The 12536-nt window shown below is 64.5% G+C and carries 10 protein-coding genes and 1 riboswitch; of the genes, 5 read left to right on the top strand and 5 right to left on the bottom strand.

What is annotated here, in order from left to right; translation table 11 throughout:
* Positions 1–3: 3 nt before the first annotated feature.
* The 5 genes from NKJ01_RS10545 to NKJ01_RS10525 are packed head-to-tail and all read right to left on the bottom strand — an operon-like array spanning position 4 to position 4029.
* Positions 4–1293: an NADH-quinone oxidoreductase subunit E gene (locus NKJ01_RS10545; RefSeq protein ID WP_023757137.1), complete on the bottom strand. Its 1290-nt coding sequence runs from the start codon at positions 1291–1293 to the stop codon at positions 4–6.
* A complete protein-coding gene (locus tag NKJ01_RS10540) occupies positions 1294–2484 on the bottom strand; it encodes an NADH-quinone oxidoreductase subunit D (RefSeq protein WP_023757136.1) in 1191 nt (396 codons plus the stop codon).
* The gene (locus tag NKJ01_RS10535) at positions 2485–3087 is read right to left on the bottom strand and encodes an NADH-quinone oxidoreductase subunit C (protein ID WP_023757134.1); all 603 of its coding nucleotides are present in this window, start codon (positions 3085–3087) and stop codon (positions 2485–2487) included. It lies immediately after the preceding gene.
* Positions 3088–3091: 4 nt separating this feature from the next.
* Positions 3092–3673 (bottom strand): NuoB/complex I 20 kDa subunit family protein, encoded by a 582-nt coding sequence (locus NKJ01_RS10530; protein WP_023757133.1) that lies wholly within the window; start codon positions 3671–3673, stop codon positions 3092–3094.
* Positions 3664–4029 (bottom strand): NADH-quinone oxidoreductase subunit A, encoded by a 366-nt coding sequence (locus tag NKJ01_RS10525; RefSeq protein ID WP_010910112.1) that lies wholly within the window; start codon positions 4027–4029, stop codon positions 3664–3666. The genes NKJ01_RS10530 and NKJ01_RS10525 overlap by 10 nt, the downstream gene beginning before the upstream one ends.
* 318 nt (positions 4030–4347) lie before the next feature.
* On the opposite strand from NKJ01_RS10525, the gene NKJ01_RS10520 reads away from it, so the two are divergent.
* The 5 genes from NKJ01_RS10520 to cobG all read left to right on the top strand — a co-directional run bounded on the left by NKJ01_RS10520 (position 4348) and on the right by cobG (position 12535).
* Positions 4348–5547 carry a winged helix-turn-helix domain-containing protein gene (locus NKJ01_RS10520; protein ID WP_352727716.1) on the top strand — a complete coding sequence of 400 codons (1200 nt, stop codon included), beginning with the start codon at positions 4348–4350 and terminating at the stop codon, positions 5545–5547.
* A 28-nt stretch (positions 5548–5575) separates the two neighbouring features.
* A riboswitch (cobalamin riboswitch) is annotated at positions 5576–5779 on the top strand.
* 39 nt (positions 5780–5818) lie between these two features.
* The gene (locus tag NKJ01_RS10515) at positions 5819–6238 is read left to right on the top strand and encodes a DUF1636 family protein (RefSeq protein WP_352727714.1); all 420 of its coding nucleotides are present in this window, start codon (positions 5819–5821) and stop codon (positions 6236–6238) included.
* Between the two features lie 10 nt (positions 6239–6248).
* Positions 6249–7286 carry a cobalamin biosynthesis protein CobW gene (gene cobW / locus NKJ01_RS10510; RefSeq protein ID WP_352727712.1) on the top strand — a complete coding sequence of 346 codons (1038 nt, stop codon included), beginning with the start codon at positions 6249–6251 and terminating at the stop codon, positions 7284–7286.
* An 18-nt stretch (positions 7287–7304) separates the two neighbouring features.
* Positions 7305–11054, top strand: a complete 3750-nt coding sequence (gene cobN / locus NKJ01_RS10505; RefSeq protein ID WP_352727710.1) for a cobaltochelatase subunit CobN — start codon at positions 7305–7307, stop codon at positions 11052–11054.
* Positions 11051–12535 carry a precorrin-3B synthase gene (cobG, locus tag NKJ01_RS10500; protein WP_502905873.1) on the top strand — a complete coding sequence of 495 codons (1485 nt, stop codon included), beginning with the start codon at positions 11051–11053 and terminating at the stop codon, positions 12533–12535. The genes cobN and cobG overlap by 4 nt, the downstream gene beginning before the upstream one ends.
* Position 12536: the final 1 nt, after the last annotated feature.

The raw sequence follows: 12536 nt of genomic DNA, 5'->3' as shown, positions 1-12536 counted from the left end.
CCCTCAGACCGGCTTCTTGCCGAAGACGCGGATGTATTCGGCGACGCCGCCCTTGGCGAGCGCCTTGGCCTGCTTGACCCAGTCGTCACGCTCGATGCGGCCTTGGAAGGAGAGATAGCCGTCCACCCACTCACGCTCGACCTTCTTCCACGATGCGATCTGCGCGAAAGTGAAAATGCCAAGGGAATGCAGGATGCCTTCGATCTTCGGCCCGACGCCCGAGATCAGCTTGAGGTCGTCGACCAGTGCCGGCCTGTCGATGCCGGCTGGACGGTTCTTGTCCTCCAGCGACGGCTTGGAAGGCTTGGCGGCTTTCGCCGCCGGCACTTTGACTTCCGGTGCTTTGAAGGCGGTCGCCGGCTCGGCTTTGTTCTTCGGGCCGCTGCGCTGCTTGGAAACCTGCTCGACCTCGGGGTCCGCCTTGTTGGCATTGGCGGCCGAATGCAACGGTGCCGAAACGCTCGCCGCCTTTTCAACGGCCGGCGCCACTTTGACCGGCGAAGGCGATTTCAGCGCCGGGCTGGTTTCCGGCGCATCGGTTTTCGGCTTGCTGGCCTTCGACGGCGCAACCGGAGCGTCAGCTGCTACTGGCGCGACCGTGGCGATGATCGCATCAGGCGCCGCCTTGGCGGCCTTGGCCGCCTCCCTGGCCTCCCTATCGCGGGTCGACTTGAGAATCGCCTTTTCGCTCTTCAGGCTGGTGAGGCCGGAGGCCGGCTCCGAGCCCGTGCGGCCGTTCTGCGGCCCCGGCGTTACCGAGGCGCCCTTGCCCGCATCATAGAGGTCGATGATCTCGGCCAGCCGTTCGGGGGTGAGGTCTTCGAAAGTATCCTTGAACACCATGACCATCGGCGCGTTGACGCAGGCGCCGAGGCATTCGACCTCTTCCCACGACAAGGTGCCCTTGTCGTTGGTGTGGAACTGGTCGTGATGGATCTTTGACCGGCAGACATCCATCAGCGCTTCCGAGCCGCGCAACATGCAGGGCGTGGTGCCGCAGACCTGGATATGCGCGCGCGTGCCGACCGGGTTCAACTGATATTGGGTGTAGAAGGTCGCCACCTCGAGGCCACGGATACGGGGCATGCCGAGCATGTCGGAGATCGTCTCGATCGCCGCCTTCGTCACCCAGCCTTCCTGCTCCTGCGCCAGCATCAGAAGCGGGATGATGGCCGACGGTTCGCGGCCCTTCGGGTACTTCTTGATCCATTGCTTCGCCGCGGCCGCATTCGCGCGGTTGAAGGCGAAGGATGCTGGCTGGACGCTGGCTTCTGCGAGACGGCGGACTGACATTTAGCGATCGACCTCACCAAACACGATGTCGAGGGAGCCGAGAACGGCGGTGACGTCGGCCAGCATGTGGCCGCGACAGAGGAAATCCATGGCCTGCAGATGCGCGAAGCCGGGCGCGCGCAGCTTGCAGCGGTAGGGCTTGTTGGAGCCATCGGAGATCAGATAGACGCCGAATTCACCCTTCGGCGCCTCGACCGCCGCATAGACCTCGCCGGCCGGCACGCGATAACCCTCGGTGTAGAGCTTGAAGTGGTGGATCAGCGCTTCCATCGAGCGCTTCATCGCCTGACGCTTGGGCGGCACCACCTTGCCGTCGAGGTTCGACACTGGACCGGTGCTTTCCTTGCCCAGCAAGAGATCGACGCACTGGCGCATGATTTTTGCAGACTGGCGCATTTCTTCCATGCGCACGAGGTAACGGTCGAAGCAGTCGCCGTTCTTGCCGATCGGAATGTCGAAATCCATTTCCGAATAGCATTCATAGGGTTGCGACTTGCGCAGATCCCAAGGAGCGCCCGAGCCGCGCACCATGACTCCGGAAAAACCCCAGGCCCAGGCATCGGCCAGCGTTACGATGCCGATATCGACATTGCGCTGTTTGAAGATGCGATTGCCGGTCAGCAACTGATCGAGGTCGTCGATCGACTTCAGGAACGGGTCAATCCACTTGCCGATATCCTCGACCAGATTCTGCGGCAGGTCCTGATGGACGCCGCCAGGACGGAAATAGGCGGCGTGCATGCGCGAACCGGAGGCGCGCTCATAGAATACCATCAGCTTTTCGCGCTCGACGAAGCCCCACAGCGGCGGAGTCAGCGCACCGACGTCCATCGCCTGCGTCGTCACATTGAGGATGTGCGACATGATGCGGCCGATTTCGCAGTAGAGCACGCGAATCAGCTGCCCGCGCTTCGGCACGTCGATGCCGAGCAGGCGCTCAGCGGCCAGCGCGAAAGCGTGCTCCTGGTTCATCGGCGCGCAATAGTCGAGCCGGTCCAGATAGGGGATCGCCTGCAGATAGGTCTTGGCCTCGATCAGCTTTTCCGTGCCGCGGTGCAGCAGCCCGATATGCGGATCGACGCGATCGACGACTTCGCCGTCGAGTTCAAGGACCAACCTCAAAACACCATGCGCCGCAGGGTGTTGAGGCCCAAAGTTGATGTTAAAATTGCGGACGGAGGTCTCAGCCATTTACTGCTTTGCCTTCTCGTCCCCGGGAAGCACGTAATCAGTACCTTCCCACGGGGACAAAAAATCGAAATTGCGGAATTCCTGCTTGAGTTCCACAGGCTCGTAGATGACGCGCTTGGCTTCGTCGTCGTAACGCACTTCGACGAAACCGGTCAGCGGGAAATCCTTGCGCAGCGGATGGCCTTCGAAGCCGTAGTCGGTCAACAGGCGGCGCAGATCGGGATGGCCGGAGAACAGCACGCCGTAGAGATCGTAGGTCTCGCGCTCGAACCAGTCGGCACCGGGGAACACGCCGGTGATCGACGGCACCATGGTTTCCTCGTCGGCCTGCACCTTGACGCGGATGCGCACATTCTGCTTCGGCGACAGGAGATGATAGACGACGTCGAAGCGCTTGGCGCGTGACGGATAGTCCGCACCGCAGATGTCGATGATCGAGATGAACTGGCAGCGCGCATCGTCGCGCAGGAAGGTCATGACCTCGACCAGATCGCGCGGCTCGACGCGAATGGTAAGCTCGCCATAGGCGATATCAGCGTCATTCACGCGGTCGATCAGCTTCTCGCCGAGATAGGTCGACAGTTCGCTCAGGGATGCGGTCATGGATTTACCGTTCGATCGTGCCGGTGCGGCGGATCTTCTTCTGCAGCAGAAGAATGCCGTAAAGCAGCGCTTCGGCGCTCGGCGGGCAGCCGGGCACATAGATGTCGACCGGCACGATGCGGTCGCAGCCGCGCACCACCGAATAGGAATAGTGGTAGTAGCCGCCGCCATTGGCGCATGAGCCCATCGAGATGACGTAGCGCGGCTCCGGCATCTGGTCGTAGACCTTGCGCAACGCCGGCGCCATCTTGTTGGTCAGCGTGCCGGCGACGATCATGATGTCGGACTGGCGCGGAGACGCGCGCGGCGCGACGCCGAACCGCTCCGAGTCATAGCGCGGCATCGAGGTGTGGATCATCTCGACCGCGCAGCAGGCAAGACCAAAGGTCATGAACATCAGCGAACCGCTGCGCGCCCAGGTGATCAGCGCCTCTGTCGACGTAACGAGAAAGCCCTTGTCGGCCAGTTCGTTGTTGATCTCGAGGAAGAAGGGATCGTCTCCCCCTACCGGCCGGCCGGTATTGGGATCGAGGATACCTTTAGGCTTCGGCGCGACGAGGGTGCCTGAACTGTCGTTCAATCCCATTCCAGCGCTCCTTTTTTCCATTCATACGCAAAGCCGATGGTCAGCACCGCCAGAAACACCATCATCGACCAGAAGCCGAGCATTCCGATCTTCGAGAACGACACCGCCCACGGAAAAAGGAAGGCCACTTCCAGGTCGAAGATGATGAACAGGATCGACACCAGGTAGAATCGGATGTCGAACTTCATGCGGGCGTCGTCGAACGAGTTGAAACCGCACTCGTAGGCGGAAAGCTTTTCGGGATCGGGGTTGCGGTAAGCCACCAGGAAGGGTGCGGCCAGCAGCGCCAGGCCGACAACCAGCGCCACGCCGATGAACAGGACGATGGGCAGGTATGAGCTCAAGAGTGCGTTCATGCTCGGCTTTCCGTTGGCGCCAATCCACGTTGATTACAGCACCGGACCCTAATGCGGAAGCGTGACAGTTTAACCGCTGAACCGTTTTAAGGGCCTATGCTGCAACGCGGCGAGGGTTAGCGCAGCACTTCCAGCGAAGCAAGTCAAACCTTGTTCAAAACACTGACCTGGACGGCTTATCGCGGCAAACTGGTCCGATCCGCTCCTGTTTGATTTCCTTCGCCTTTTACTCCACTTTTCTCTCCTGACATGGTTGCCGCCAAAACCCTGCTAGCATTGTCCGGAATCACCCATCATCGCCCTCAGAGTGACGCCTGCATGAAGGAAAAGATCTCGCTCCCCATGGCCCGGCGCATCGCGCTTGCAGCCCAAGGTTTTCTCGATCCCCGCCCAACAGCTACGCCCGACCGCCGCCATTTTGCCCGCGTGCTGGCTCGAACCGGTCTGCTGCAGATCGATTCCGTCAGCGCGGTGGTGCGCGCTCATTATATGCCGCTCTATTCGCGCCTTGGCCCTTACCCTCTCGCCTTGCTCGACAATGCGGCCATGACGCGCAAGCGCACGGTCTTCGAATATTGGGCGCATGAGGCCTCTTTCCTGCCGGTCGAGACATACCCGCTGATGCGCTGGCGCATGCAACGGGCCGAGCGCGGCGACGAAATGTATCTGGGCCTCGCCAAATGGGGTCGCGAGCACGCCGCCTATGTCGAAGAGATCTACCGCCAGGTCGTCGAGCGCGGCCCGACCGCCGCCTCCGCGCTCGAGGGCCAGAAGGGCTCGGGCGGCTGGTGGGGCTGGAGCCATGCCAAGCATGCCTTCGAATGGCTGTTCTGGGCCGGACGCATCACCACGGCGCACCGTCGCGGTTTCGAACGCTTCTATGACCTGCCGGAGCGTGTGCTGCCGCAGGCGATCCTCGATCTTCCGGTTCCGGCCGCCGAGGACGCGCACCGCGAATTGCTGCGCATTTCGGCCCGCGCCCACGGCATCGCGACATCAGGCGATTTGCGCGACTATTTCCGCCTCTCGCCGGCCGACATGAAAGGCCGGCTGGAGGAATTGGTTGAAACAGGCGAATTGCTGCCGGTGCGCGTCGAAGGCTGGGACAAGCCGGCCTATCTTCACAAGGATGCCCGTCTGCCGCGCAAGATCGAGGCCCGCGCCCTGTTGGCACCGTTCGATCCGGTCGTCTTCGAACGCTCGCGCACCGAGCGGCTGTTCGATTTCCACTACCGCATCGAAATCTACACGCCGGCCGACAAGCGGCAATACGGCTATTATGTCCTGCCGTTCCTGCTCGGCGACAGGATCGTCGCGCGCGTCGACCTCAAGGCCGACCGGCCGGCCAGTGCCCTGCGCGTCCATGCCACCTATGCCGAGTCCGGTGCGCCGCCTGAAACCGCTGCTCAGCTCTTCGAGGAATTGAAACAGATGCAGGGCTGGCTTGGCCTTGAGCGCATGGAAGTGACGCCCGCCGGTGACTTGGGTCCGGCGCTGGCCGACATCGCCGTGTCGTAAGCCGCGTTGACACTGCCGCCTGCAAAAGCCTAAATCCGGTACAGACGGTCTCTTCTCTTCAACGAGAGGAGCTAAGAGGGAATGCGGTGAGGGACGAAATCCCAAATCCGCGGCTGTCCCCGCAACTGTAAGCGAAGAGCCAAGGCCGAAAGCCACTGGGTGATCCCGGGAAGGCGGCTACCCAAGGCAATGACCCGCGAGCCAGGAGACCTGCCGTCTGCGACTACAGAATCCGATCGTCCGGCGGGTTTCCGGGCAAGGAGCACGATCTTTGGACCACGACAGCAGTTTTTCGGCTGGCACAGCGGATGTTTCGTCCGGCCATGATGATGCCTTGGCTGGCGTCACCGTGATCGTCTGCGCCTCCTGCCGCGATGAAACCGGCTCCGACGCCCATCCCCGCGCCGGCGAACTGCTGGCGGACGACACGCGACGCGCCGCGTCGGGCGACAACATTCGCATCAGCAGCGTCGAATGTCTCGGCAATTGCAAGCGGCGGCTCAGCGCCGCCATCCTGCGCAACGGCTGCTGGAGCTATGTCTTCGGCGACCTGACACCAACCAGCGGCGCCGATCTGGTCACTGGAGCCAAACTCTTCGCCACTTCGACGGACGGCCTGATCCCATGGCGCGGCCGCCCCGATAGCCTGAAGCGCGGCCTTGTTGCCCGCATCCCTCCCCTCGACCTGTGAAGGACCTGAAATGACCGCTTCCGTCTCCCGCGTCCCCTGCACCGTCGTCACCGGCTTTCTCGGCGCCGGCAAGACGACGCTGGTCCGCCATCTCCTGGAAAACGCCGGCGGCAAGCGTATTGCCATCATCGTCAACGAGTTCGGCGACATCGGCATCGACGGCGAGATCCTGAAGGGCTGCGGCATCGACACCTGCCCCGAGGAAAACATCGTCGAACTGGCCAATGGCTGCATCTGCTGCACCGTCGCCGACGATTTCGTGCCGGCGCTCGACCAGATCCTCGCGCTGACTCCGAAGGTCGACCACATCCTGATCGAGACTTCCGGCCTCGCTTTGCCCAAGCCGCTGGTCCAGGCTTTCCAGTGGCCGAGCGTGAAAAGCCGCGTGACCGTTGATGGCGTCATCGCCGTGGTCGACGGGCCGGCATTGGCCGAGGGACGCGTCGCCAACGACATGGAGGCACTCCAGGCGCAGCGCGCCCAGGACGAGACGCTCGACCACGACGACCCGGTCGAGGAAGTGTTCGAGGACCAGATCGCTTGCGCCGACCTGATCATCCTGTCGAAAAGCGACCTGATGGACGCCACCGGCACCGCCCGCGCCAACGCCATCATCAACGAACACTCCGCCCGCGCGGTGAAGATCGTGCCGACGTCGCATGGCAAGGTGGATCCCTCCGTGCTGCTCGGCCTCGGTCTCGCGGTCGAGGACGATATCGAGAACCGCAAGTCCCATCACGACGGCGCCTTCGACCATGAGCATGACGACTTCGATACGTTCATCGTCGACATTGCCTCGATCGCCAATCCGGACGAATTGGCGAAACGCGTCGCCACGGCTGCCGAGGAAGAGAACGTGCTGCGTGTGAAAGGCTTCGTCGAGGTCGGCGGCAAGCCGATGCGGCTGCTGCTGCAGGCCGTCGGGCCGCGCGTCAACCACTACTATGACCGCGCCTGGACGGCGCAGGACGACCGCCGCTCGCGCCTCGTCGTGATCGGCCTCAAGGGGCTGAACCGCCCGGCTATCGAGCGTATACTCGCCGGCTGATTTCGGACACAGGTTGCGATGCACATCCTAACCACGACATCCGCCTCGCTCGACGACCTCGCCGAGCCGGTCGATCTGCGGCAGGCGCCGGCGGATATCGTGGCCCTGTCCTTCACCGACAGCGACCTCGCCGGGTTGGCGGCAGCGTGGAAGGCCGACGCCGACCGCCTGCCCTCGATGCGGCTGGCGGCTCTGCGCGACTTGCGCCATCCCATGTCCGTCGACCTCTGGGTCGACAGCGTCGCCCGTCACGCCAAGATCATCCTCGTCCGCATCCTCGGCGGCTACGACTGGTGGCGCTACGGCTGCGACCAGCTTGCCTCGACGGCGCGGGCGCGCGGTATAAAACTGGCGCTGCTGCCTGGCGAATGCCGCGACGAGGACCTAAGGCTGATCGAAGCCTCGACGCTGCCGCGCGAAGAACTCGACGGCTTGCTCGACTATTTCCGCGAGGGCGGCCTGGCGAATATGAGCGCGCTGGTGCGGAAGCTGGCAAGGTTAGCGGGACAGAATGAGCCTGTCGTCGAGCCGGTCGCGGTCCCGAAGGCTGGGTTTTACGAGCCCGCATGCGGAGTTGTGGAGAAGCCGGACGCATCGAGTGTTGGCGTTCCGTCACACCCCCCTCTGTCCTGCCGGACATCTCCCCCGCAAGGGGGGAGATCGGCTGTCACCAAAGCCGGCTCCTCATCTGCCCCGTCAGATAGGAATCTATCTCGGATATCCGCGATTGGCGAAATCCCTGATGACGGCGCAATCTCCCCCCTTGCGGGGGAGATGTCCGGCAGGACAGAGGGGGGTGTGACGGAACTCGACGTTGACAACGTCAACGCCCCAGTCGTGCCCATCCTGTTCTACCGCTCGATGCTGCTGGCCGCCGATGTCGCGCCCATCGACGCGCTGTTTGAGGCGCTGCGGCAGCGCGGCATCAACCCCGTCCCCATCTTCGTCTCCAGCCTCAAGGACCCAGCATCCCTGGCGTTCGTGGAAACGTCACTGGCCTTCCTGAAACCCGCCGCCATCATCACCGCGACCGCTTTCGCTTCCGGCGCCGAGCCCGGCGTCGAAACTCTGTTCGACCGCGCCGGCGTGCCCGTCTTCCAGGTCATCGTCGCCACCACCCGACGCGACATCTGGCAGAACAACCAGCGCGGCCTCGCCCCCGCCGACCTTGCCATGCATGTCGTGCTGCCCGAGCTCGACGGCCGCATCCTCGCCGGCGCCATTTCCTTCAAGGGCGAAAGCGAGATCGATCCCGCGCTTGGCCACCGCGCCTTCGCCAACCGACCGGAACCCGATCGCGTCGCGCAGGTGGCTGACCGCGTCGCGGCCTTCATCCGCCTGCAGCAGACGCCCCGCGCCGGGCGCAAGCTCGCCATCCTGATCCCGGATTATCCGAGCGCCCCCGGCCGCACCGGCTACGCCGTCGGCCTCGACGTGCCGTCCAGCGTGTTGGCGATGCTGCACGACCTGAGGGAACAGGGCTATGGTGTTGAGGGGATTCCGGAGACACCGCGTGCGTTGCTGGAGAGCCTGGAAACGTCCGGCCACGGGCTGAAACTTGACGATTATCTCGTCTCTTCGACCGAATTGCCGAAGGCGGCAATGGGTGCCGTAGAGGCGACCTGGGGCAAAGCAGAGGACGAGACAGGTTTGCGCGAGGCACCCCCCTCTGTCCTGCCGGACATCTCCCCCGCAAGGGGGGAGATTGAGCTGTCATCTGCGCTTTCGCTAATCTCAAGCGTTGCAGAAGAGGCGCAGGCGGCGGCACTGCCAATCTCCCCCCTTGCGGGGGAGATGTCCGGCAGGACAGAGGGGGGTGTTCAAGCGCACACCCCTGCCAAATTCCCCTTCCGTGCCGCCACCTTCGGCAACGTCACCGTGGCCCTCGCCCCCGACCGCGGCCGCTCGGCCGACCGCCGCGCCGACTATCACGACCCGACACTGCCGCCGCGCCATGCGCTGATCGCCTTCGGCTTGTGGCTGCGCAAGTCGCTGGACGTCCATGCGCTGGTCCATGTCGGCGCCCATGGCACGCTGGAATGGCTGCCGGGCAAGACGATTGCGCTTTCGGAAAACTGCTTTCCCGAGATCGTCACCGGTCCCCTGCCCGTCATCTATCCCTTCATCGTCTCCAACCCCGGCGAAGCGGCACAGGCCAAGCGGCGCATTGCCGCCGTCACCCTTGGCCATCTGCCGCCGCCACTGACCGGTGCCGGACTGGACGAGAACCAGCACAAGCTGGAACGGTTGGTCGACGAATATGCCCAGGCCGACGGGCTCGACCGCCGCCGCCGTGACCGCCTGGCCAAGCTGATCGTCGACACCGCGCAGAAGACCGGCCTCGCCTCCGAAGCCGGCGTCGCAACGACCGACGCGCCCGACGAAGCGCTGCGCCGCATTGACGCCTGGCTCTGCGACCTCAAGGATTTCGCCATCAAGGACGGGCTGCACATCTACGGCCGCGCCCCCGAGGACGAGCCCGACGCCATGCGCCGCCAAAGTGCTGACGCGGAGAAGGCGGCATTGCTAGCGGCGCTCGATGGCCGCCACGTCAAGGCCGGTCCGGCCGGCGCGCCCGCGCGGGGACGCTCGGACGTCTTGCCCACCGGCCGCAACCTCTTCACGTCGGACCCGCGCACCATGCCGACGCCGACCGCCTATGATCTGGGCCGAGCGGCAGCGGAGGAGGTAGTACGCGGTTACATGCAATCGCATGGCGACTGGCCGCGCTCGCTGGTCATCGATCTCTGGGGCTCGGCTTCGCTGCGCACCGGCGGCGAGGAGATCGCGCAAGGGCTGGCGCTGATGGGCTGCCGGCCGCAATGGGACCCTGCGACCGGCCGTATCACCGGCATCGAAGTGCTGCCGCCGGCCACGCTTGGCCGCCCACGTGTCGACGTCACCTGGCGCATATCAGGCCTGTTTCGCGACATGTTCCCGACCCAGATCGCACTGATCGATGCCGCCGCCAACGCCGTTGCCGCGCGTGACGAGGAGGATTCGGAAAACCCGCTCGCGGCGAGGACCCGCGCCGATGGCAAGGTCAGCCCACGCATTTTCGGCACCTCGCCCGGCACCTATGGCGCCGGCGTCGAGGATCTTTTGTCCTCCGGCGATTGGGGAGTGCGCGAAGAGGTCGGCCGCGCCTATCTCGACGCGACCTCGCATGCCTATGGCGGCGCCGAGGGCGAAGGCATCTCGGCCCCTGGCGCCTTCGAGGGTCGCATCGCCGAAGCGGATCTTCTCGTCCACACCGGCGACGATCCAGGCCGCGACATTCTCGAAGGCTCCGCCGATGTCGCCTTCATCGGCGGCTTTTCGGCAGCCCTGGCAACGTTGGGCAGGAACGCCGACGTCATCGTGCTCGACACCACGGACCCGCAAAAGCCGAAGCCGCGCTCGGTTGGCGAGGCGGTGGCCCGCGTCGTGCGCGCCCGCGCCGTCAATCCGCGCTTCATATCGGGCCAGATGCGCCACGGCCCGCGTGGCGCCTCCGAATTCGCCGAAACGGTCGACCGGCTGGTCGGCTTCGCCGAAACCACTCATGCCATATCGGGAACGCTGATCGAGGCCGTTCACGATGCGTATGTCGGCAATCCAGCCGTCCGCGCCTTCATCCTGCGCGAGAACCCCGCCGCCGCAAAAATCATCGCCGAGCGCTTGCTGTCGGCGCGCCGGCGTGGCCTATGGCATCCCTTGCGCAATTCCATCGACGACGATCTCACGGCCCTGATTGCCGAGGCGGAAGCGCTTGGGGTGGCGGCATGAACGACTTCTCACGTCGTGGCGCCTGCCCCGCCCTGTCAGCGCCGATGCAGACCGGCGACGGCCTGCTGGTGCGGCTCAACCCGGTCGCGGGAGAATTGTCGCCGAAGTTTTTGATCGGACTGGCCGAATCCGCATTGCGGCTTGGCAATGGCATCATGGAAGTCACCGCGCGCGGCAGCCTGCAGATACGCGGCCTGACGGCGGAAAGCGCGACCGTGCTGGCGGCGGAGGTCGATGCGCTGGGCATCGCGGTGCGCACCGGTGTGCCGGTCGAGACCGGGCCGCTTGCCGGCATCGATCCTCAGGAGATCGTCGATCCCCGGCCTTTGGCGGAACGGATCAGGGCAGCGGTCGAAGAGACTGGGCTAACGCAACGGCTCGGCCCGAAGGTGTCGGTCGTCGTGGACGGCGGCGGGCAGCTGGGGCTGGATTCGGTGACGGCCGATGTGCGGCTTGCTGCAATGCGCACCGATGCGGGAGTTCGATGGCGGGTGTCTGTCGCGGGCGATGGGCAGAACGCGAGACCGCTGGTCACGGTGGAAGACGATGCAGCGCGCGATATTGCTGTTGCCGTGCTCAGGATGGTCGCCGAGAAAGGCCGCTTGGTCCGCGCGAGGGATTTGTCGGAGAGGCAGTTGGCTTCTCTCGCAGGTTGGCATTCCTTCACACCCCCCTCTGTCCTGTCGGACATCTCCCCCTCAAGGGGGGAGATTGGCAGCTTCGCTGTCCGCGCCCGCAGCTCAACATTGGTGATTGGCGAAAGCAAAGATGGGAGCGCAATCTCCCCCCCTGAGGGGGAGATGTCCGGCAGGACAGAGGGGGGCGCCGTAGAGCACTCTCGCCGGCCAATTGGCTTCTTCAACATAAGCCACGCCATCGCCCTCGGCACCGGCCTCCCCTATGGCAGCATGCCAGCCGACAAGATCATCACCCTTGCCCAAAACGCCCTCACCCTCGGCACAACCGAAATCCGCCTCGCCCCCGGCCGCGCCTTGCTTCTCCTCGGCCAACCAGCAGCCGCCAGCCAGCCCCTCCAAGACGCCGCCGCCAGCCTCGGCTTCGTCACCGCCGCCACCGATCCGCGCACGCGCATCGCCGCTTGCCCCGGCACGCCGGCCTGCGGTTCCGGCCGGATCGCCACGCGTGATATTGCCGAGACGATCGCCGCCGAAAACGCCGACGTTCTCGACTTCACACTGCACATTTCAGGCTGCGCCAAGGGCTGCGCCCACCCAGGCAAGGCAGCCCTCACTCTGGTCGGCGGCGAAAACGGAGCCGGACTTGTCGTGAACGCGACGGCAAAGGCTCTTCCTGCCGGCTACAGGCCGGGCTATGACGCCGCGCGCGGCATCAGCCGCGTCGCGGCAATGATCCGCAGCGCACGATATCAAGGCGAGACCGCCGCTGCTTGCCTGACAAGGCTCGGGCCGGCCGCTATCGCCGAGGCTTACCGACAGGCCCGAACTTACCAACAGGAATGAG

This window comes from Mesorhizobium sp. M0276, from assembly GCF_040321755.1.
Lineage (GTDB): Bacteria > Pseudomonadota > Alphaproteobacteria > Rhizobiales > Rhizobiaceae > Mesorhizobium.
This window is presented reverse-complemented; position numbering and strand designations above follow the sequence as displayed.